This window comes from Spirosoma aerophilum (assembly GCF_054782495.1).
In genome coordinates this window covers 310,268-333,915 of the sequence record NZ_BAAGSJ010000013.1, presented here as the reverse complement: position 1 = coordinate 333,915, position 23,648 = coordinate 310,268, and the positions used below count along the sequence as shown (strand labels likewise).

Sequence of the window (23,648 nt, the reverse complement as noted above, 5' to 3'; positions counted from 1 at the left end):
TAAGAACCCGACTCCAGGGTACAACTTACGAATTTATCAGTTACCGGCTTGCCAGTGCCCCCGCCTTTCCCAGTAAAGGGTCAGTAAAACCGTCTTTCCCCGTCTCGACCCGACCGGCATACCGCTGCTCAAAATCGTCAAAGCCCGTTACGCTGACACTGAAATCATACCAGTTATGACTGTCTTTCAAAGAAAGCACCACGGTTTGCTGTGCCCCGGCTTCCCCTTTTTTAGCCAGCACAACCCGTTGTTTTTTAGCGTTATACACATTGTCCTGTAACTGAACCGAGTACGTGTTAGCCACATCGGTGTTGCTTAGCTTCACCAGCACATTACCCGTCGGCCTTCTTCTCAGATCTTTTTCGTACGTACACACGACCTCAATGGCCGGGTTGTTGGCACTGCCGCTGAATTCCCGAAAAAATCCGTTGGGGCCATATACGCTGACCTGATAATCGTTGGAGATGGGTAGGGCATCGCGAAGTTCATCGCCGGCAGCCACGGTATAGGAACGAATGGACAGATCGCCCCCGGTTCGCTGATGAACCTGAAAAGGAGCCCCGAGCGATCGCTTACCGAAGGCTTCCTTTTTAGCCGCCAGTGTCAGGGACAGCTGCCGGTTAGCCACCCGGCCATCGACCTGCAGTTCATAGGGCAATGCGCACGACAGCCGAACGCCCTCCTCCTGGCGGGGCAAATACGGTGACTCCGCCGGATTTTCGGCACATAGCTTCACATCAGCTTCGGACAAGCGCTTGTAGTTCGTGGGCACGGCTTTGAACTGCGCTTTATGAATGCCTTCGATAAAAGCAGCCTTATCTACCGGTTTCGGCAATTTGATGGCCTCGCCGGTATAGGGCCTGAACACCGACGACAGGTTGCCACAGACCGTCCGACGCCAGCTGTTGATATTCGTTTCCTTGATCGTTTTGCCTGTTTTGTGGCTCACGAAATTCTCCAGAAACTGCAGGGTCGATGTGTGGTCGAAGACCTCCGAGTTCACATAGCCACCCCGGCTCCAGGGCGACACAATCAGCAGCGGCACCCGAAACCCTAAGCCAACCGGACCCGTCCGACCGCCATTCTTTCGCTTTGCTTCCTGCTCGTTCGTCACAAACTCCGAACGGGTATCGATTCCCTGGCTGACTTTCCCCGTTTCCGGCTGATCGGGGTGGGCGGGCAGAAAAGGCGGCACATGGTCGAAATAGCCATCGTTCTCGTCGTAGGCCAGTACGAAGATCGTCTTTTTCCAGACCTCCGGATTCTGCGTTAATATGTCCAGCATTTCGGAGATGTACCACGCGCCGTACCAGGGCGACGACGGGTGATCGGAGAAATTTTCGGGGGCAACCACCCAGGAGACCGTCGGTAGTTTTTTCGTTTTGACATCCTGCCGGAACTGGTGCAGCACATCGCCCTTCGGCACCTGCATCGTCCGTTTGGTGCTGCCATCTTCATACACCAGGGTGGCCAGTGCATGGTAATCGGCATCACCGATATTGGTTGTAAAGGCTTTTTGATGCAGGTTTTTCTCCGTCTGCGACAGTTGGTTGAACGTTTCAGGCGTGAAGTTGACCAGGTCCGACTGAACAATTTTCTGCCACGACTGCTGGCCAGCCAGTTGCTTCTTTAGTTTGGCATAGTCGGTATCGCTTTCAGAAAGCGTTTTGAGTTTAGCGTCGATGGCCTCTATCCGTTGGGGAAGGGCTTTCGCTTCCTGTTGGATATGCCGGTAATAGGCGGGGTGGAACCGAACCCGGTATTGCGAAAACCACTCGATGGGGTTGTCGGTAAAGTTGCTCAGCCAGCCGTCAGCCTCCCCTTCCAGGCCCGTTGGCAGGCTGATCTCATTCTGGTAGATCTTCCAGGAAACGCCATTTTCCTCCAATCGTTCGGGGAATGTTTTCCAACTCGCTTCAGCCCCGTAATCGACGTTTTCGTTGCGCACGTTGGCCATCGCCTTCGGGTCGCGGGGGTCGCGGAGGGTGCCCGTCCAGAAGAACAGGCGGTTGGGCGTCGTGCCCGTGAGCGACGAGCAGAAGTTCTGATCACAGACGGTAAAGGCGTCGGCTAGCGCGTAGTAAAAAGGCAGGTCGTCGCGGTTATAGTAACCCAGCGTTAGGGGCATATCGGCGTATTCTTTCCGGCCCGACTTCTTGGCATCCAGCCACTTGTCCTGTCTACCCCCGTTAAGGGCGTCGACCTGATTCTCCCAGGAGTGGGGTAGCGAACTCATCCAGGTGGCTTTCGTATCGCGCATATTCAGCCGAAAGGGGGCATAGGTTTCCCCGGCCGCGTTGGTCTGCAGCCAGACTTTGTTTTTATTAGGCAGCGTCATGGCTCTGGGATCGTTGAAGCCCCGAACGCCCTGAAGCGCCCCGAAAGTGTGATCGAATGAACGATTTTCCTGCATCAGGATCACCACATGCTCGGCATCCAGATAAGTCGTCCCGGCGGGGGGATTGATGGCAAAGGCTTTTTGAATCGACTCAGGCAGCACGCCTGACAGGCCGGTCGACAACAACGCTGCTTTTTTGAGAAAGTCCCTTCTGGAATCCATAGGTATAGTGATGGAACGGGTTCGCGGATTAACAGGCCAAAAATAAACGAGATCCGGTCAAAATACCTTTCTGTCAGATTATTAAATCATTTTGTTTCATTTTTCGCTTTACACTAACAAGGATATCAATTCCTTTCCCTCAACGTTATGTGGATTCTCTTTGCTCTACTGGCTGCCCTGTCGGCCTCCGTGGTGGTTACCTTATCAAAAGCAGGCATTAAAGATGTCGACTCCAGCCTGGCCTTCGCCGTACAGTCGGTACTTATTCTGATCGTGTCCTGGACGGTTGTGATCAGCCAGGGAAACCTGCCCGATGTAGCGCGGATCGAGCGAAAGGTTTGGATCTACCTCGTGGCTGCGGGGGTGCTTACCTGTGTGTCATCGCTGTTATCCTTCAGAGCGCTGAAACTGGGAAATGCCTCGCAGGTGTCGCCCCTCACGAATTTTTCGCTGGTGTTTGCCGTGGTACTCGCAGCCGTTTTTTTGAAAGAGAAACTCAGCTGGCAGGTCATTGCCGGGGCGGTGCTGATGGGGATTGGTGCCGTGATGATTGCGATCTCCCGGGATTAAATACCCACCAGAAGATGACGAAAACGGTCACTACTCGTCTGGAAAACGAGTATATTTGTCTATAATCTCTGTGCGTTTTTATGACCGTTTCCGTTAACGAGAAGCTTGACCTCGCCCATAACTTTGTCCTGCATACCAATCAGAATATCTTCCTGACGGGGAAAGCCGGCACCGGAAAAACCACTTTTCTCCAGCAGATCAAGCAACTGAGCGCCAAGCGTCTTGCCGTAGTAGCGCCCACGGGTGTAGCTGCTATTAACGCAGGAGGGGTCACCATCCACTCCTTGTTCCAGCTACCGTTTGGCCCCTTAACGCCGGGAACCACCCAACGCGAAGGCAAGAAATTTAACAAGGAAAAAATTAATTTACTCCGCACCCTCGACCTGCTGGTGATTGACGAGATCAGTATGGTCCGAAGCGATGTGCTCGACGGCATCGATGAAGTTCTCCGGCGATACCGCAGCAGTTCGGCCCCGTTCGGCGGTGTGCAGCTGTTGCTTATCGGCGACATGCAGCAGCTTCCGCCGGTTATTAAAGATGATGACTGGGCGTTGCTACGACCCTATTACGATACCGGCTATTTTTTCGGCAGCAAAGCCCTCCGGCAAACATCCTACGTTCCCATTGAACTGACACACATCTACCGGCAATCCGACGAGCGGTTTATCAGCCTGCTCAACAGTATCCGGGAGAAAAATGTCACCAGGGCTCAGCTCGACAACCTGAACCAACGGTACATTCCCGACTTCGCACCCGGCGACGATGAAGGCTATATTACCCTTTCGACACACAACACGGCTGCTCAGCAGATCAACAGCCAGAAGCTGCAGGCACTGAAAGGGAAACCCCGCACGTTTACAGCTACCATCGAAGGGGACTTTCCGGCGCATACCTACCCCACTGAAGCGAGTCTGGAGCTGAAAGTGGGCGCGCAGGTAATGTTCATCAAAAATGACATCTCCCGCGACAAACTGTATTATAACGGCAAGATCGGGCGGATTACCGATATGGACGAGTCGGCGATCTACGTTCGGAGCCAGCAGGATGGCGAAGACATTGTGGTATACCCCGTTGATTGGACCAACATCAAATATACACTGGACCCCACCACCAAAGAGATCAAGAGTGAGCCGATTGGTACGTTCCGGCAAATACCCCTTAAGCTGGCCTGGGCGATTACTGTTCACAAAAGCCAGGGGCTTACCTTCGAGAAAGCCATCCTCGACGTGTCGTCTGCCTTTGCCCATGGGCAGGTTTATGTGGCCCTGAGCCGTTGCAAAACCCTCGACGGGCTGGTGCTGAGGTCCCCCATTCCGTCGCATAGTATTAAATCGGAACTCGAACTGGAAGATTTTCATCAGCAGGTGCAACGGGAAACACCGAATGAGCAGCACCTGCACCAGGCTAAACTCACGAACCAGCAGCACCTCCTGCGCGAGTTGTTTTCTTTTGAGCGGGCCAACTCCCTACTCTACCGCTGCCGCCGGGTCGTTAATGAACATGCCGGTAGTTTAGACGACGAATGTTCCCCTATCCTGACGGAGCTTACCAACCGGTTACGCGAGAAAGCCAGCGATGTATCTGGACGTTTTCAACAGCAGTTACCGAGTTACTTCGCCAGCGACAACCTGCCGGAGCACAACCCTGCCCTTCAGGAACGGGTTCGCAAAGCAGGCACCTACTTCCAGGCGCTCATGGGTGCCGAACTGCTTCCCCTCCTCCATCGCTTTCCTACAGACTGCGACAACAAGAAAGTGCGTGACCTTCTGCTCGAAGCGCTGGACGAACTGGAGAAAGAGCTGTTCAGCAAACTGCGCAGTTTTGAGAGCTGTCAGGATGGGTTCAATGCGCTGTCCTATTTGCAGGCCCGTAACCGCGCTGAACTCGACTTTGTGCCTGAACGCAAAAAACACGAACCTCAGGTGGCCGAAACGTCCGGTTCAGAAGGCGGTTCTTCACGCGGTGGGCTGTACGGTGCCCTGATGAAATGGCGGAATGACATGGCGGGCGAACACAATACCTCAGGCTTCATGGTACTTCCGCAAAAGACTATTGTTGAACTGGCGCGCGTCCGGCCCACTTCGGAGGCAGAGCTTTTGGCCATCAAAGGCTTCGGTAAAACTAAAGTGCGGCAGATCGGCGCGGAGATTCTGCGCATTGTTCAGGAGAACCCGGCCGGACGCTCCGCGGGGTCGTCTACACCTAAAGCAAAAACACCAAAAGCACCGAAGGAGGCCAAAGCACCCAAAGAGCTTTCCCCCGCCATTACGCTGGCTTTTTTCCAGTCGGGGAAGTCCATTGCCGAGATCGCATCCGAACGCAGCCTGGCGGTTTCGACGGTCGAAAGCCATCTGGTTCGCTATGTCGGCACAGGAGAGTTGACGGTCGATACCCTTTTGCCACCAAAGAAAATCGCCAGCATCCGGGCCTACCTTGAATCCTACCCCGCAGAATCGCTCAACGAAGTGCGGCAAGGTCTTGGTAGTGATATATCCTTTAGCGACATCCGATTTGTGCAGTATGCGCTTCGGGCTGAAGCCGGTGTGGGAAGTGACGAGTGAATCTACCACAACTGATGATTCGATACGATAAAGCGCAAACAGGAAGCCATTAGGTATCTAATTGAATTATCAGTAAGCTGTTCAAGCCTTGCAATCAAGTTGGCAGGTTCGATTCGGCAACACCTATAATAGCGCCCTATCCTTTTTTTGATCCGTGAACGGGCATTAAAAAAAGCTCGCTTCCTCCGATGACTGCTACTAACTATTCTATTCAGACTTAAAAAGATCGACCGTCCGGTTTAAGCCGGACGGTCGATCTTTTTGAAACATGTCTTGGTTAAACGCCATTTAGCGGACTCATTTTAGCTATCAGCATGGCTGCAATCGTAGCGATTTGACCAATATCATCACCTTCCTGAATCACGATAAATTATTTTTAACCAAGCCTTTACGTATTATCATTGATCGCTAAAAAAATAGCGCATCGCCTTACTTGCCAACCAAGAAGTGAAGACACATCTTCGCTTCGCACTTTTAGTAGCTTTAAGCAAACGATCCGAAACCGTCGGTTGCGGAACCTGATTTTAAGGTCAGTTTTTTAACGTTACCCAGTAAGTTCACTTTGGGCGTATTATATGTCTTTTTAGGACGAGAAACCATTTTACTGACAGGTATTTTATTCATTACACAAGTAGATAAAGGAGTTAATCAATTCCGGAGGAAAATTATTCCTGCCATTTTTTATTGCACAATTACCTTGAGTGATTGCTGAACGGCTTTATCGGCACTCAACGCCTTCAATATGTAAATACCACTCGGCAAGGAATTTCTGGCAGAAACAGAAACCAGATTAGCATCACCAGTTTTTGACACAAGTACGGGTATCTCGAGCCCCGCCTGATTATATAAGTTGATGGACGCTGATTGAGCACCTAACATAGATAGCATAAAACTACCACCCGAATTGGCGTTTGGAAATACTTTAGCAGGCATCTCCGTCCCAAGCGTATGACGGACGGCTATTATTCGGGAGTAATCTGCGGCTCCGTCAACATCTTTTTGTTTCAACCGATAGTAATACAACTGGCCAGCCAGGACGTCTTTATCCACAAATTCGTAGGTAGACAATTTATCAGTAGTGGCGTTACCTTTTACCGAGCCCACAGCTTCAAATGATTGGGCATTTGTGCTTTTCTGAATGTCAAACCCATCGTTGTGTGACTCCCATTCTGTTGCCCAACTCAACTTGATTCCCTCCTGCCGCGACTCACCGGTAAACGATAATAGCTTAACGGGAAGTGGGCCACTAAATACACTTTGTGTCGTGCAGGTGCTCGTCCCCTGCCCAGAGGTACTACCCGTTAGCGTTACACTTCCATTTCCACATGGCAAAACGACCGTAGCACTTGGAAATAGCAAATTCGTCCCACTAGGCAAATCAGTAAATGACCCGGAACAGTTGACAACAGCAGCAGGATTACCGGAATAGCAAACACTTACCGACGTAGCACCGGCGGTGAATGTATAACGTGCCAGTTTAACAGAAGCTCCGGACTGGGCAACAGTTACCCTGGGTGTAAAAAGAAATGTACAGTTACCTCCGCTAGTGGATTGATAGGTTAAGGTATAACTCGCTGTCGTTACACAGTCTGTCGGTTGCGCAAAACATTGGCTAAAACAGCAAAGTGTCAGAAAAAGAAGAATTTTTTTCATAAGAAGGAATTAATTGGTGAAGAGATTTTTGGTAAAAACTTAAAGCAACAAAGAATCAACAAGATGCCCCCCATACATCATTAAAAGGTGTTTATTGTGATCAGATAGCAAGCAGCAGACGTGTTTTAAACCCACGTTTACTCAGGAATTTCTTTATTCTTTTTCCTGTAAGTAGTTAACATACAAATACATTTAAAAACCACTACGAACTTTTTAGTAATCATAATTAAGTATTTAGTAAGATATACACGCTACTTAATTAATCTCTTGTTCAACTTAACTTCATAGAATCAAATCTAAGTAGTTAATTTTCGACGAATATATCTACAATGTTGAATTTTAACTAAAATTTGAAATCCTGTATCAACAATCCTAAAAATAAGTTTAACGTGAATAATGGGTTGATTAGCTTAAAATCTAGCTTATACGCAGTTATCACCCACGTTATACAGCGATTAGATCAAAAAGATATAACCACAGAGGCACAAAGAACACAGAGGTTGATCAGGAAACTTTATTCCCTGATCAACCTCTGTGTTCTTTGTGCCTCTGTGGTTATATCTTTTTGATCTAGCCTGGATTCTGATCTTCAGTTAAACGAATGCTAACCAGCATTTAGCCATTATTCACGTTAAATTTAGGGCTGTTTGCCTATTTTAATTGGCTTTCACTACTCGTTTAACAGCCCGTTTTTGGTCACCTTCTACGGACAACAGATAGATTCCATCTTCTGCACTGCGCATATCGATGGTCTTTTCACCTTTTCCGTTCTCAATGTCCAGTGTCCATTCACGTGTTACTCGTTGCATCAGGTTGTACAGTCTCACCTGAACGGTTGGCTGTTCACCGGCTCCCGTTACGCTCAACTTCAGCAAGCCATTGGTTGGGTTTGGCGATGCCTCAACGGCCAGTTCCATAACAGGTTCTTCAGCAGCTACCCGGGCACCGGCGCTATTCAGTACTCTGATATTACCACCATTGATAGGCGCAACAGCATAAGTTGTTCCTGTCCAGTTGTTACAGAACAAAACACCCCCTCCATTATTGCTCCGACGTAGTATTACCCCAATCTGATGCGGAACACCGTTTGTGGTAGACTCCCACGCTTCAAGGACCAGATCGTGATTGCCTCCCAGAGATGTAACCACTCCTAACGGGCTCGTCCGATCCAAATTAGCTTTGGTGCTAATCACTCCTTTTCGATACCCTCCGGCCGTTGTTACAGCAAGTGAGTTGATGGCATTGCTTTTAATTTTATACGTATACCAACCTTCAACACCATCAATCGTCTCATAACGACGGAAGATTGTCGTTATCTGTCCCTGCAAGTTTTTACCACTCTTATTATATTTCATGGTAAAGCCAAAGTTCATCTTGGCACCCGGCGTTCCGGCAAATTCGCCATTTACAGAAGAACCCATCACCTGATTGCCCCCGCCCGTTACGAAGTCGGCACCTGGAACACCAATTGTTACAACTTGCGTTAACTGATCTGATGTGTAGAATCCGTTTGAAATCATTGTCACTTCTAAACTTTTTCCTCCATTAGCCAGATCGTTACTACTAAGTGAGACGTTTATATTGCTCAACGTAGCGGTACCTACCCGTGTGTCGTTCGGATTCACCAAGCCAACACTGAGATTGGTTCCACCCGTTACGCCCGTCATATCAATTTTGGCATTACGAACATCACCGTTATTACCGTCATTTTTATCAGTAATCGTCGACGAGAGAGCAATTATTGCCTGGGTAGATGTCGACGAGCCTGTTGAGAAAAATTCAGCACCTGAATAGTTCAGATCAGAATTTTCTTTCGTGACAGTCATAATCCCATTTACAAAACTGAACGAGTAGTTTGCTGCAGTCAGTGTTCCTAAACCAGGAACAATACTATAAACTCCAGGCCCGCTAAGCATCGCTCCATTACCACCAACATTGGCATTTGTCGTGAAGGCAGGTAAGCCACTAACAGCGTTACCAGCGTTATCCACTCCTACAAAACCAGTAAAGGATGCAGTATAAGCAGGTATAATATCGCTGTACTGCACCGATTTGTCTTGAGCAGTGACTGTCAGGACGGCCTTAGTAATGGTTAACTCAGCGGTGTTATACGTAATATTATAGTTGCTAAGGGGGCCGGTTGGACTCAGAGTAGCACTGATTGTATAGCTGCCTACGAGTTCACCAGCCTGACGGCTATAGCTGGCAGTTATGCCATCACTACCTACAAATCCAGCAAACGAACCATTTAAGACGGGATCATTAGTACCATATACTTTTGATTTTGCCGTCGGTGTGACACTAGCCGTTGCCTTGTTGATCACGATGTTCACAGAACCACTTTGGTTAGTGTAATTGGTACCCCCCGTAAACGTCCAGTCAGCCGTACCACCTGGCACATTGGTGTAGGTGTTGCCAAAGCTAAGGGAACTGATCAGGTTTACATCCCCCACCCCTTTGGCGGTGCCTGTGGCTCCATGGGCCTGTGCATTATACGTACCGGTGTAACCCGTTACCTCTACCGTTGCTACCGCTTTGTTGATCACAATAGCAACCGAACCGTTCTGGTCAGTGTAGTTGGTGCCGCCCGTAAACGTCCAGCTGGCTGTGCCACCTGGTGCATCAGTGAATGTAGTACCCAAGTTAAGTGAACTGATCAGGTTTACATCCCCCACCCCTTTGGCGGTGCCTGTGGCTCCATGGGCCTGTGCATCATACGTACCCGTGTAACCCGTTACCTCTACCGTTGCCACCGCTTTGTTGATGACAATGTTCACTGAACCACTCTGGTCAGTGTAGTTGGTGCCACCAGCGAAACTCCAACTGGCTGTGCCGCCCGGTGCATCGGTGTAGGTAGCGCCCAGTGACAGCGTACCTACATCAGTACCCCCCACCCCTTTAGCGGTGCCGGTGGCTCCATGGGCCTGTGCATCATACGTACCCGTGTAACCCGTTACCTCTACCGTTGCCACCGCTTTGTTGATGACAATGTTCACTGAACCACTCTGATCGGTGTAGTTGGTGCCGCCAGCGAAACTCCAGCTGGCTGTGCCACCCGGTGCATCGGTGTAGGTAGCGCCCAGTGACAGCGTACCTACATCAGTACCCCCCACCCCTTTAGCGGTGCCTGTAGCCCCATGGGCCTGTGCGTCATACGTACCCGTGTAACCCGTTACCTCTACCGTTGCCACCGCTTTGTTGATCACAATGTTCACTGAACCACTCTGATCGGTGTAGTTGGTGCCACCAGCGAAACTCCAACTGGCTGTGCCACCCGGTGCATCGGTGAATGTAGTACCCAAGTTAAGGGAACTGATCAGGTTTACATCACCCACCCCTTTAGCGGTGCCGGTGGCCCCATGGGCCTGTGCGTCATACGTACCGGTGTAACCCGTTACCTCTACCGTCGCTACCGCTTTGTTGATCACAATGTTCACTGAACCACTCTGGTCAGTGTAGTTGGTGCCGCCAGCGAAACTCCAGTTGGCTGTGCCACCCGGTGCATCGGTATAAGTGTTCCCAAAGCTGAGGGAACTGGTCAAGTTTACATCACCCACCCCTTTGGCGGTGCCGGTGGCCCCATGGGCCTGTGCATCATACGTACCCGTGTAACCCGTTACGTTTACCGTTGCTACCGCCTTGTTGATGACAATGTTCACCGAACCACTCTGGTCAGTGTAGTTGGTGCCCCCCGTAAACATCCAGTTGGCTGTACCACCTGGTGCATCGGTGTAGGTGCTGCCAAAGCTAAGGGAACTGATCAGGTTTACATCCCCCACCCCTTTAGCGGTGCCGGTGGCCCCATGGACTTGTGCGTCATACGTACCCGTGTAACCCGTTACCTCTACCGTTGCCACCGCTTTGTTGATCACAATGTTCACCGAACCACTCTGGTCAGTGTAGTTGGTGCCCCCCGTAAACGTCCAGTTGGCTGTGCCACCTGGTGCATCAGTGAATGTAGTACCCAAGTTAAGGGAACTGATCAGGTTTACATCACCCACCCCTTTGGCGGTGCCGGTGGCCCCATGGGCCTGTGCGTCATACGTACCCGTATAACCCGATACCTCTACCGTCGCTACCGCTTTGTTGATCACAATGTTCACTGAACCACTCTGGTCAGTGTAGTTGGTGCCACCAGCGAAACTCCAGCTGGCTGTGCCGCCCGGTGCATCGGTGTAGGTAGCGCCCAAGTTAAGTGAACTATTCAGATTTACATCACCCACTCCTTTAGCGGTGCCTGTAGCCCCATGGGCCTGTGCGTCATACGTACCGGTGTAACCCACTACGTTTACCGTTGCCACCGCTTTGTTAACTAGGAAACTTTGATCTACATCAGAGGCTGGATTAAAGCTGGGATTCCCCGATTGTGAAGCTCTCACTTGTACCGTTCCGGCCCCCGTTATTGTAAGAGTATTCCCTGAAATAGTAGCTGGTCCATTGACAACGCTAAATGTAACGGGTAAATTAGAAGTAGCTGAAGCACTTAAAGTAAAGGGCGCGTTACCATATGTTTTTGCTGGAATCGTTCCGAAAGTGATTGTCTGATTAGCCTTACTGGCACTAATCGTCAGAGAACCATTTCCCGACACAGTTACAGGAGTACTCCCATTCTGTGGTATCGCGCTTGCATTGACAGTGAATTGATTTGCTGTCACCGGGGCTGCAGTTGAGCTTACTGTTAATGTAAGATTAACAGTCAGTGTGGTATTTCCTGACGGATAAGGAATTGTAGCCGGTCCTGTAAAACTGACCCCTGTTGGTAGAGAGCCTACTGAGATAGTTACATTAAAGGCCGATGACCCCCCAGCTCCACTCGTATTGCGAGCAATTGTTAAAGGGAACTCCACAGTTGTGGCCGTTCCCATTATTGCTGCTCCACTTTGAGCTCCCACCGAAATGCTTGCAGGAACTACTTCAGCCCATACAGGTGCACTCCAGAAATTTATTAGTGTTAAAAAAGTCAGAAGCCAGAAGCTCTTAAAAAAGTCAAGGTGTTTCATATGTAATCGTTTATTGTATTTAGGGTGAATTGACAAACTTTACTCGTATTAACTTTACTGAACCTATGGTGAACAGATACGGAGATGGCTTAAAAGGCGGGTTTAACTTTGCTCATTTAAATGCAGAAAACCTCAGAATTTTTGAGCTGTAGTTACAAAAGCTCAGGCATGGCTGTTCGGCCCCTGTGAAAACGAGGGTAAGCCAACAGGGAAGTTTTAGCAGGTTTTTCTGCTAAAACTTTATTTTAATTCCGGGAGAGATAACAACACATGTAATTTCGAGTAATTACATTTCAGGGGAGGTAGATTGTGTTTCATGGTGTGTATGTGGCTGAAATATAGAATTCTTTAACTAAAAAATATGATTTCAGAAATATGATAGCACAAATATATATTTATATCCTTTACCTTTTAAGATACTATTTTTTCCATAGGCTATACTTATAAATTACTATATTAATTTGTGTTTATACTTTCAGATTAATGTTATTTATATATAATTCTATTTTAATACATTAATCCCTATAGTTACCCTTAATCATTATTTATATATTTATTGTAAATTTATATATGTTTTAAGTTTCATTAAAATAAGATTAAAATTTTTTAATAGAGATCTGTTTTTAATACGTCAATTACAAACTACAGTACTGCAATTTTATGTGATTCGTAGAAGCATTTTCTTGTAGCTTATATGAACATCTCGATTGCCTGGTTCTTCATTTATTTATAATCTATTCAAGTCTTTCAGGAAATAGAGATGTACTAATTTTTAATATAAAAAGGGAGTTGATTAATAAAATTCAAAATAGACTTAACATCAATTAAGGCAAGTTTTACGGTTGCTACAGAAGGTAATATAAGGGTGTCGCTCATTAGGATAACCCTAACAACTTAGCCCTACAGTTTTTAACACTATCAGTAAAATATTTGAACTTTTATTGTCATTTTCATTTTTTTAAAAACATAAGTTTTAATTTTATTGAACAAGTGAATATTTTAACAAACTACTAGTATTCATCTTATATAAAATGTGAAATCTGTAATACAAATATTATGGTACTTTCTGACCTGCTACCAATTCATAAAGTTTGATTATGTCAGAATTTGTGTGTTAGCATTACTGCTTGTTCATTTAACGGTAGGGTGCTCAAACTTTGGCATTACAACAATCCCATCTCCAAGCTTTAGTGGCTTTGAAAAAGACAATGAGGACTGGGAGGTTAGTAAAGGCGGGAAATCACGGTATAGCTCAACAGGAGGAAATCCGGATGGTTATTTAGAAGGTATTGACACGGGAGAAAATGCCTGGTATTTTGTTGCCCCTACCCGCTTTATCAATGAGGCTAAATTTAGCTATGGTCGTACGCTGAGTTTTGACTTAAAACAATCGGCTACCGACGACCAGGTGCATTTTGCCGATCTCATTCTTACGGATAGCCTGACTACGCTAACATTCAACACACCTGATCACCCTAAAACAACCTGGACACATTATGCCGTTAAGCTAGATGAATGCCAGGGCTGGAAAAAAGGAAAAACCAAAGCTACCCAGGCAGATATACAAGCGGTATTGAAAAATCTTAAAGCACTTCACATCCGGGGTGAATTCCGGGCCGGTCCCGATATTGGTGGATTGGATAATGTTTCGCTATAGTAACGGACGTCTATTTGCTTTTTCTATAGGTACTGCGTCGGATTGACTTGCCTGCTGTTTGATACTCCTGCGACCGACAACCAGAATCAACAAAGCCAATAGAGAAGTTGCCGCCATTATACTTACCATTGGTAAGGCGGTATGGTTATTTAGCAGACTTACACTTACGGATGCCAGAGCACCCATCCCCATCTGGGAAGCTCCCATCAGCGCCGACGCACTTCCCGCATTTTTGGTGAAGGGCGCGAGCGATAAGGCACCCGTATTGGGACTACCGATGCCGAGGCAGCATAAAAAGGCAAACAGCATGACCAGCGTGCCCACCAATCCCAGCCAACCCAAGGCCGTGAGCGCCAGAAAAGTCAGTGTGATCCCCACCTGACAGAGCAGGGCCACGAAAATCAGCTGCTCACTTCGGTAAGTACGGAGCAGTACACTGTTTACCTGACTGGCTCCAATGAGTCCGATGGACAGGCCGGCAAAAATCCATCCGTAGACCTGTCCGCTCACCTTGAAAATGTCCATGAACACCAGGGGTGAATCGGCTACGTAGGCGAACAGACCCGCAAAGGATACGGCTCCGGTGAAGGCATAGGTCGAGAACTGGCGAACGCGCAGGACGGCCAGGAAATTGGTCAGTATGGGCAATGGTTTAAGAGATAGGGTCGTGTCTGGCTGGTACCCGTTGGGCAAACCAAAGCGGGTGGCCAGCAGCAGTAGCACGCCCATGCCCGCCAGAATCATGAACACCGACTGCCAGCCAAAAGCCGCTGTGACGTAACCACCCAGCGTGGGGGCCAGCAGGGGCGATAGACCCAGTACCAGCATGAGCAGAGCAAAAACCTTAGCGTTCTCATTGACAGGAAACAGATCGCGCACCATCGCCACAGCCGCCACGCCAGCGGCACAGCTCCCGATAGCCTGCAAAAACCGCAACGCGATCAGCCAGTCGATCTGCGTCACGAAAATGCAGCCGATGGAGGTAAGAATAAAGACACTCAGCCCAACATAAAGCGGATTTTTGCGCCCAAACCGGTCAAGCAGCGGCCCGTATAAAAGTTGCCCCGCAGAAATACCAATAAAAAAACTTGACAGCGAGAGGGCTACCTGCGGCACGGAGGTGTGGAGGTCATCAGCGATAGCCGGAAAACCCGGCAGATACATATCGATGGAAAAAGGACCAAGAGCGGTCATGGACCCCAGGATTAGAATTAGCGAAAGGCGTCGACTGCGCGTCATTGAAGAATGGTATTGGTTGTAAGTCCGGTTAGGGGCGGTTTGGCATTAGGTTTTCATTACATATGGCCTCTCCTTTTTTAAGGGAGGGAGAGATTGCCTTGGCAACAAAAAAGCCGCCAACATTTCTGAAGGCGGCTTTTGAATTTTTGATTTTAAGTGAGCCAGTGGAGGGATTCGAACCCCCGACGCGCTTGCGCATCCTGATTACAAATCAGGCGGAATCGACCGCTATCCGACACTGGCGACTCCTTATTTGATCCGTTTCTGAATCGTGATGCAAAAGTAGGATTTTCAGCCTTTCAATGCAAGGGATGACGTATTTTTTTAAACGTAAAAGCTATTTTTAAACGCAATGGCGCAAAGAAATGTATTCGTTACGTGCTTAGTACCTGCCTCTTGCGCCTTTGCGTTAAGAAATGAAAATGATTATTCTTAGATTGAAAAAAGCGCAAGGGACAAGCGTAAAGGTTGCAATGAGTATCTCATTTGCGGCCTTTGTGCTTATCCCTTGGGTCTTTACGTTTAAAATTCTAAGCCTGCGCTACCCGTAACTGATGACGAAGATCGTCCAGTTGTTTTTCGGCATCCGCGATCTTTCTATCGATGTCGGCCCGAAGTTTATCCGCGTTCTTCGAACGGGCAAAAAACTCAATATTATTGCGATAGGTGGCAATGTCATTCTCAATGGTCGTGATACGCCGGCGGATATCGCTTTCGCGCTTATTATCCGGGTTACCCCCGTCGCGATTGCCCCGGTTGTAATCACCGCGATCACCCCGGTCGCTCCGATCACCACGGCCGCCTGGGCGGGTGGCTTCGGCTTCGCTTTGCAGCATGATCCGCTCTTTATCTTTGGCCGGAATTTTACCCGTTGCCCCAACCAGTGCGTTAACCGCGTTGATGTAGCGTTTCTGGGTCGTCTGCATGTCTTTTTTCGGCACAAACCCAATGCTGTTCCACTCTTTCTTGAACTCGTTCAATTGAGATAGGTCTGCGTTAGCGGTGGCAGCAGCTTCGATCCGTTCGATGAGAGCGATTTTGCTGGCCAGATTGCCTTCAAATTCGCGTTCGGTTTCCTGATTCTTCGAGCGTTTTTTGTTGAAGAACGCATCGCAGGCCGCTTTGAACCGGTCGAAGATGGTGTTCTTCTGTTTTTCGGGCACCTGACCGATATTTTTCCACTGGCGCTGCAATTCAATTACCGTCTGGGTGATCTCGGGCGACTCTTCACCGGCGGCCAGGATAGCTTCTACCTGTTCGCAGAGTTCGGTTTTAGCCCGCAGATTCTCTTCGCGCTTGCTTTCGAGCTGGCGGAAGAACTCACCTTTGTTATGGAAGAATGTTTTCAGCGCTGCCCAGAATTTCTTGCTTAGCTCTTTGCCTTCTTCGCGAGGCATTGGCCCTTTAATAGCGTTCCACCGATCCTGAAGGGCCATAACAGCCTTCGTCTTGTCGTTCCAGTCGTTGATGCTGTTTGACGCAAAAGACGTGATGGGTACCAGCTCCTCATAGATCGCTGATTTCTCTTCATAAAGCTGAGCCGATTCTTTCCGCTGTTCGTTGGTCTGTCCCCGACGTTTGTCGTACAGCACATCGAGAGCGGCTTTCATGCGACCCCATAGCACTTCCTGCTCAGCCTTGGGGGCTGGGCCAATGTGTTTATATTCTTCAAAGAGAGCGTTGGCTTCGTCGATGGTCTGCCGAGTCACGGGCGACTCCTCAGCGGCTTTGGCCATGGCTTCAACTTTTTCGATCACTTCCGTTTTAAGGGACGTATTTCGCTTGCGGTCGAGCTCTTTTAATTCAAAATAAATATTCCGGTTGCTGTAATACCGATCCACCAGGGCATGGTAGGTAGCCCAAAGGGTGGCATTATGCGGGGAGTTCATGTTCCCGGCAGCCTTCCACTCGTCCTGTATTTTCTTGAACTCGTTCCAGCTCACCTTTGGATCACCGGCATTGTTCTCGTCGGTTTCCACCAGTTCACGCAGGCGGGTCAGCAGCTCCGTCTTGGAGGCAAAGTTGCTGTCTTTCGCTTTATCCAGATTCTGGAAATACGTGTTCTTCTGACTCTTGATGAGCTTGTATAATTCGTCGAACCGCTGAACGGCATCGTCATATTTATAATCAAAGCCTTCTTCAGCACCCGACTCGGCTACATACGCCTGCAGCGCAGCTTCCCGCTCGGCCCGCTTCATCTGGTCGAACAGCGGCTTCACATCTTTTAATACCTGGTCGGCCTTCTTGAAGTCGCCGGGTGTAACGGATGCGAGGCTGGTAGCGGCCATCTGGGTTTCGAGCAGATTGACGAAATCCTGTTTGGTGAACTGGCTATAGTCGACCGACGCCTGAGCAACGGGCTCGTCTTCCTGCTCCTGAATATCAGCGTATTGAGCTGTTATTTCGGCGCTATCGACGGCTTCCGAAGTTGATTCAGCGGCAGGCGCTTCGGCAACAGGCTCGGATTCGACGGGTTCAGGCACGGCTGTTTCAGCAACAGGCTCTTCCCCGGCAGGGTCGGCAACTGGTGTTGACTCGGGCGTATCGGCTTCACCCTGGGCTGGCTCTTGAGACACAGCGATAGCCTCTACGGGGGCTATCCCCGGAGTTGGGTCCACAACCGGTGATTCGGCTGTTGGCTCGTTTGTTTCGATCGTATCCATCGCTTCGGGCTGCGTCTCTTCCGAAGTCGCAACAGGTGCGGCAGCGGCATCAGCGGTTTCGGGCGTCGACGCGTCAGAAACTTCGGCCGTTGATTCCGGAGTAGATGACGTTTCCGATGCTTCCGATGCGGGAGAGATATCGTCGGGGGTATTGACTGCCAGCGCGTCAGTAACCTGATTTTGGTTTTCTGGCTGCTGGTTAATTTCCTGTTCTTGGTTTGCCATGTTGGGAACGTACCGATTACTTTTGCAAAAGTACGACAATATGCGGATTTTCTTGTAGCACAGTCATGGAAAAGCCATTAACGCCACTTATCTAATGCCTTCAGCAATCAGCGACTTACGAAATGAATACACCCTTAACGGGTTAGATAGCACCGATGTTTCACCAGACCCGTTTGCTCAGTTTCGGCAGTGGTTCGATGCAGCCCTGGCTGCGGGCCTTCCGGAGCCGAACGCCATGCACATCAGTACGGTGACGGCATCGGGGCGACCCGATGGGCGTATCGTGCTGCTCAAAGATATGTCGGAGGCCGGGTTTGTCTTCTATACGAACTACGAAAGCCGAAAAGGGCGCGAACTGTCCGATCATCCTTTTGCCGCCCTGACGTTCTTTTACCCCCAGCTCGAACGCCAAATCCGCATTGAAGGAACGGTAGAAAAAGTTAGTGACGAAGAATCCGACGCCTATTTTAACGTCCGTCCGCGTGGCAGCCAGATTGGGGCCTGGGTTTCGCACCAGAGCACGGTGATCGACAGCCGGGAGGTACTCGAACAGCGTCAGCGCGAACTGGAGGACCAGTTTGCCGGTCAGCCCGTTCCGCGCCCCCCCTACTGGGGCGGGTTCCGCGTCGTGCCCGACGTATTGGAGTTCTGGCAAGGCCGTCCCAGCCGCCTGCACGACCGCATTCGCTACAGTCTTACAGAAGGAGGCCAGACCTGGGTCATTGACCGGCTATCGCCCTAGGATTAGCGTATATTCGTCGAAACAGCAACAACCGGCATCAGTAGGAAGTACGGCAAGGATGGTTTTGGTGGAGTTAGTGGCGTGGTTGTTGGGTGGAGTGGGTCGAGGTCGCCGTCGAAACTCACTCCACTCATCAACCACGCCACTTGTCCAAAAACAACCAATTACCAACTATGACTTCAGAAGTGCCTACAGTTAAAAGCAGCACACGCAGCCTGATTAGTGTGATCGGGGCCTCATCGGTCGGAACGCTCATCGAGTGGTATGACTTCTACATCTTCGGGTCGCTGGCTACAGTACTGGCCACTAAGTTCTTCCCTGAAGGTAATCCGACGGCTGCCTTTCTGTCGACGCTGGCCACCTTTGCGGCCGGGTTCATTGTTCGTCCATTTGGTGCCCTTTTCTTTGGCCGGTTAGGCGATCTGATTGGCCGGAAATATACGTTTATGGTAACCCTGATGCTGATGGGGGGCGCTACATTCTTCATCGGTCTGATACCGAGCTTCGATACCATCGGATATCTGGCGCCCACATTGGTCCTCGTCCTGCGACTCCTGCAGGGCCTGGCGCTGGGGGGCGAATACGGCGGGGCGGCAACCTATGTAGCAGAATATTCGCCCGTTGGGCAGCGCGGCTACTGGACATCCTGGATTCAGACCACCGCTACGATTGGTCTGTTCGTTTCATTACTGGTGATTTTGCTGACCCGCAAGTCGATGTCGAAAGATGAATTTGACGAGTGGGGCTGGCGGGTGCCCTTTCTGGTCTCGATCCTGATGGTGTTGATCTCCTATATCATCAGGAAGAACATGCACGAATCTCCGCTCTTTGCCAAAGCCAAAGCCGAGGGCAAAACTTCTACCAACCCGCTGAAAGAGAGCTTCGGTAATAAATATAATTTCAAGTTTGTACTGCTGGCGTTATTTGGGGCCACCATGGGGCAGGGTGTGGTTTGGTATACGGGCCAGTTTTACGCCATGAACTTTATTAAAACAGTCTGTAATGTCGATGCCATTCAGTCGGATGAGCTAATGACGGTGGCGTTGCTGATGGGTACTCCGTTCTTCGTCGTGTTCGGCTGGCTATCGGACAAGATCGGGCGTAAGGGCATCATGATGTTCGGCATGCTGGTTGCCATTCTCTCCTACCGGACCATCTACGAGAAGATGTACCAGATCACCAATATGAAGAACAAGCAGGAGGTGGCTGCGAATTTCTCCGCCGATTCTGTGGTCGCGCCTGACCCAAAAGTAGCGGGTGGGTCGATCCTGACGAAGACTATCAACCGCGCCTATACCGACGGTACCACCCTCACGGAGGTTACGAAGCTCAAAATTGCTGCATCACCAACCGCCGAACCCGCCCGGCCGGACGTAAAAAAGACCGTGAAGCTCAACGACAGTGACCGCTGGTCGCTGATCTGGCTGGTGTTCATTCAGGTCATTTTTGTAACGCTGGTGTACGGTCCTATTGCCGCCTTCCTGGTGGAGATGTTCCCGATCAAGATTCGCTACACGTCGATGTCGCTGCCCTACCATATCGGTAACGGTGTCTTCGGCGGATTGCTGCCGGCGGTAGCCACGTACCTCGCAACCGGGGCGAAGGAGGCCAATGTGGCCGCCGAGAAAGCGGGGGCTGCTCTCCCCTACGCATCGCCCTATCTGGAAGGGCTTTGGTACCCTATTATCGTAGCGGCTGTCAGTTTGCTCATCGGGCTTGTTTATATCAAAAACCGGGCGCAGGTAGTCGACTAATTTCTCCGGACGTTCCTTTAACCAACCTTACCAATTTTCGCTTATGAACGCAGTAAAACGATACCTGGGCATTCTGTGGCTGGGGCTGGCTGCCCTCGCCGGTTATTTCGGCATCACAACGCTGGGCATTCCCAAATTAACCTCCGGCAAAACCGACGACCTCGTCTTTGGGCTTATCATCGTTTTCATTCTGATGCCCCTCATCGTAGGCGGTCTGGCCCGCTTTGGGCTTTATGCATTACAGGGCGAATACGATGATTGAAACCCCTGTTTTAGCAGCGGTGATTTAGCCATTCTGACCAAAAACACCCGGTCAGCGAGCGCATTATCCTGGCCTGACCTGACCACAAAACCGGCCTAATACAGCGAATAAGTAACATTACGGAGCTTACGTACGCAAAAATTCATAGGAGCGTTTTACCTTTAACGGCCGAATGCAACAATTCCTCAATAACGTCACAAACCCATGCGTATCCGAACCTTTGACGAATACCAGACAGCTTACCAAAAGAGTGTAGAAGACCCCGAATCCTTCTGGGCCGAAATAGCCCAGGAATTTCAATGGCGTAAACCCTGGACGAAAACCCTGCAATGGAATTTCACCGAACCAAGCGTAAAGTGGTTCACGGGTGGAAAACTCAATATTACGGAAAATTGCCTCGACCGGCACCTGCTGACCCAGCCTGATCAACCCGCTATTGTCTGGGAGCCGAATGACCCCAACGAAGCTGGCGTTACGCTGACCTACAAGATGCTCCACGATCAGGTTTGCCGGTTTGCCAATGTACTGAAACGCAATGGCGTGGTGAAGGGAGACCGCGTTTGTATCTATATGCCGATGGTTCCCGAACTGGCCATTGCCGTATTGGCCTGCGCTCGTCTGGGGGCGATCCACTCAGTAGTTTTCGGTGGTTTTTCGGCGCAGAGCATTGCCGATCGCATCAACGACGCCCAGTGTAAGTTGATCATTACGTCAGATGGGGCGTATCGCGGCAATAAAGAAATACCCATGAAAAGCACGGTCGACGATGCGTTGATCGGTTGCCCGAGTGTGAAGAAAGTCATCGTGCTGACCCGGACCCGCACACCAGTGTCGATGTTGAAAGGGCGCGACGTATGGTGGGAACAGGAACTGAAGCAGGTAACTGCCGACTGCCCCGCCGAAGAGATGGACGCCGAAGACATGCTGTTTATCCTTTACACCTCCGGCTCAACGGGTAAGCCCAAAGGCGTGGTGCATACCTGCGGTGGATACATGGTCTATGCCGCTTACACCTTCCAGAACGTGTTCCAATACGAGCCGGGGCAGGTGTTCTTCTGTACCGCCGACATTGGCTGGATCACCGGTCACTCCTACATCGTGTATGGGCCACTGGCCTGTGGTGCTACATCTCTGATTTTTGAAGGCGTTCCAACGTATCCCGATGCTGGTCGGTTCTGGGATATTGTCGACAAACATAAAGTCAATACACTCTATACAGCCCCAACGGCCATTCGGTCGCTCATGGGTTTTGGTCTGGACAAAGTAGAGAACCACGATCTAAGCAGCCTACAAGTACTTGGTTCGGTAGGCGAACCCATCAATGAGGAAGCCTGGCATTGGTATGACGATCATATCGGTAAGAACCGCTGCCCAATTGTCGATACCTGGTGGCAAACCGAAACGGGGGGTGTACTGATTTCGCCCCTGGCCGGTATTACCAAAACCAAACCCAGCTACGCCACTCTCCCCCTGCCGGGCGTGCAACCGATTCTGGTCGACGAGAATGGGGTCGAAATAACGGGCAACGGGGTTAGCGGCAACCTGTGCATGAAGTTCCCCTGGCCAGGTATTTTGCGAACCACTTATGGCGATCACGAACGGTGCCGTCAGACGTATTTTGCCACCTATCCGGGCTTGTACTTCACCGGCGACGGCTGTATGCGTGATGAAGATGGCTACTATCGTATCACCGGCCGTGTGGACGACGTGCTGAACGTTTCGGGCCACCGCATAGGCACCGCCGAAGTCGAAAATGCCATTAACATGCACACGGGCGTTGTTGAAAGCGCCGTAGTCGGTTACCCGCACGATATAAAAGGGCAGGGTATTTATGCATATATCATTACAGACCAGTTCCCCGAAGGACACGACGCCGACCTGACCAAGCGCGATATTCTGGCGACGGTAACGCGGGTGATCGGTCCCATTGCCAAACCCGACAAAGTTCAGTTTGTGACGGGCTTACCCAAAACCCGCTCCGGCAAGATTATGCGTCGTATTCTGCGCAAAATTGCTGAGGGGGAAACCAGCAACCTTGGCGACACCTCCACCCTGCTCGACCCGGCTGTGGTTGACGAAATCAAGGCGGGGGCACTCTAAACGCTGGCTGCTTAGCGTTTCAAACGCGCCGGTCAGTAATGGCCGGCGCGTTATTGTTATCAGACTTTGACAAGATCAAATCGATTCCGAATCATCTTTTTAACCTAACGGCTCGACAGCATTCTGCTGTCGGATACAGTGACAAGGTAACGTTACGCCCCTAATTTTTTCAACGTATGCCAACCGAAAATACCTTAAAACGCTTTTTAGACGCGCAGGAAGCCAATTATACCGATGCGCTGGCCGAAATAAAACGAGGCAAAAAACAGACGCACTGGATGTGGTATGTCTTCCCGCAAATTACCGGGCTGGGTTTCAGCGAAACGGCTAAATATTACTCCATTCACGATCTAGCCGAAGCAAACGCGTACTTTGCCCATCCGTTGCTGGGGAAACGACTCATCGACATAAGCGAAGCCATGCTGGCAATCGATGGAAAAACAGCCAACCAGGTTTTAGGCAGTCCAGACGATATGAAGCTTCAATCCTGCATGACCCTGTTTGGGTCGCTCCCGAACACAGACCCTGTTTTCCAGGCTGTACTGGAAAAGTTTTATAACGGCAAAAAAGATCAGAAAACGATAGAGATATTGAATCGGCTCTAATATGGTCCGACTTCAAATGAACATAGAAAATAGTAAGAGGCTAAATGTTTCCAGACC

Annotated in this window: 13 protein-coding genes and 1 tRNA gene; 8 read left to right on the top strand and 6 right to left on the bottom strand. The window is 49.9% G+C overall.

The features are described from left to right. Positions 1-40: 40 nt before the first annotated feature. Positions 41-2,560 carry a phosphocholine-specific phospholipase C gene (locus tag ACYVK4_RS12870; RefSeq protein WP_461127919.1) on the bottom strand — a complete coding sequence of 840 codons (2,520 nt, stop codon included), beginning with the start codon at positions 2,558-2,560 and terminating at the stop codon, positions 41-43. A 147-nt stretch (positions 2,561-2,707) separates the two neighbouring features. Between ACYVK4_RS12870 and ACYVK4_RS12865 the strand changes: the two genes are divergently transcribed. Then, entirely contained in the window at positions 2,708-3,130 is a 423-nt protein-coding gene (locus ACYVK4_RS12865) for an EamA family transporter (RefSeq protein WP_461127918.1), read from the top strand. A gap of 80 nt (positions 3,131-3,210) precedes the next feature. Further along, complete coding sequence (locus ACYVK4_RS12860; RefSeq protein ID WP_461127917.1) at positions 3,211-5,691, top strand: helix-turn-helix domain-containing protein; 2,481 nt, start codon at positions 3,211-3,213, stop codon at positions 5,689-5,691. Positions 5,692-6,372: 681 nt separating this feature from the next. Here ACYVK4_RS12860 and ACYVK4_RS12855 read toward each other — a convergent pair. Further along, on the bottom strand, positions 6,373-7,344 hold the full coding sequence (locus tag ACYVK4_RS12855; RefSeq protein ID WP_461127916.1) for a T9SS type A sorting domain-containing protein: 972 nt from the start codon (positions 7,342-7,344) through the stop codon (positions 6,373-6,375). 656 nt (positions 7,345-8,000) lie between these two features. Next, positions 8,001-11,645 carry an MBG domain-containing protein gene (locus ACYVK4_RS12850; RefSeq protein ID WP_461127915.1) on the bottom strand — a complete coding sequence of 1,215 codons (3,645 nt, stop codon included), beginning with the start codon at positions 11,643-11,645 and terminating at the stop codon, positions 8,001-8,003. Positions 11,646-13,377: 1,732 nt separating this feature from the next. Between ACYVK4_RS12850 and ACYVK4_RS12845 the strand changes: the two genes are divergently transcribed. Further along, positions 13,378-14,001 carry a laminin B domain-containing protein gene (locus ACYVK4_RS12845; RefSeq protein ID WP_461127914.1) on the top strand — a complete coding sequence of 208 codons (624 nt, stop codon included), beginning with the start codon at positions 13,378-13,380 and terminating at the stop codon, positions 13,999-14,001. Here the strand turns inward: ACYVK4_RS12845 and ACYVK4_RS12840 are convergent. The 3 genes from ACYVK4_RS12840 to ACYVK4_RS12830 all read right to left on the bottom strand — a co-directional run bounded on the left by ACYVK4_RS12840 (position 13,996) and on the right by ACYVK4_RS12830 (position 18,128). Then, positions 13,996-15,240, bottom strand: coding sequence for a multidrug effflux MFS transporter (locus ACYVK4_RS12840; RefSeq protein WP_461127913.1), 1,245 nt, complete (start codon positions 15,238-15,240; stop codon positions 13,996-13,998). The genes ACYVK4_RS12845 and ACYVK4_RS12840 overlap by 6 nt on opposite strands. A gap of 159 nt (positions 15,241-15,399) precedes the next feature. Beyond that, a tRNA-Thr gene (locus ACYVK4_RS12835) sits at positions 15,400-15,483 on the bottom strand. 287 nt (positions 15,484-15,770) lie between these two features. After that, positions 15,771-18,128 carry a DUF349 domain-containing protein gene (locus tag ACYVK4_RS12830; RefSeq protein WP_461127912.1) on the bottom strand — a complete coding sequence of 786 codons (2,358 nt, stop codon included), beginning with the start codon at positions 18,126-18,128 and terminating at the stop codon, positions 15,771-15,773. Positions 18,129-18,222: 94 nt separating this feature from the next. Here ACYVK4_RS12830 and pdxH point away from each other — a divergent pair, with 94 nt between their 5' ends. From pdxH to ACYVK4_RS12805, 5 genes are all read left to right on the top strand, one after another. Beyond that, the gene (pdxH, locus tag ACYVK4_RS12825) at positions 18,223-18,870 is read left to right on the top strand and encodes a pyridoxamine 5'-phosphate oxidase (protein WP_461127911.1); all 648 of its coding nucleotides are present in this window, start codon (positions 18,223-18,225) and stop codon (positions 18,868-18,870) included. A 173-nt stretch (positions 18,871-19,043) separates the two neighbouring features. Next, positions 19,044-20,624: an MFS transporter gene (locus ACYVK4_RS12820; protein ID WP_461127910.1), complete on the top strand. Its 1,581-nt coding sequence runs from the start codon at positions 19,044-19,046 to the stop codon at positions 20,622-20,624. A 43-nt stretch (positions 20,625-20,667) separates the two neighbouring features. Then, the gene (locus ACYVK4_RS12815) at positions 20,668-20,886 is read left to right on the top strand and encodes a DUF6814 family protein (RefSeq protein WP_461127909.1); all 219 of its coding nucleotides are present in this window, start codon (positions 20,668-20,670) and stop codon (positions 20,884-20,886) included. Positions 20,887-21,090: 204 nt separating this feature from the next. Beyond that, positions 21,091-22,986 (top strand): acetate--CoA ligase, encoded by a 1,896-nt coding sequence (gene acs, locus ACYVK4_RS12810; RefSeq protein WP_461127908.1) that lies wholly within the window; start codon positions 21,091-21,093, stop codon positions 22,984-22,986. A 176-nt stretch (positions 22,987-23,162) separates the two neighbouring features. Beyond that, positions 23,163-23,591 (top strand): DUF1810 domain-containing protein, encoded by a 429-nt coding sequence (locus ACYVK4_RS12805; RefSeq protein ID WP_461127907.1) that lies wholly within the window; start codon positions 23,163-23,165, stop codon positions 23,589-23,591. The last annotated feature ends 57 nt before the right edge of the window (positions 23,592-23,648 follow it).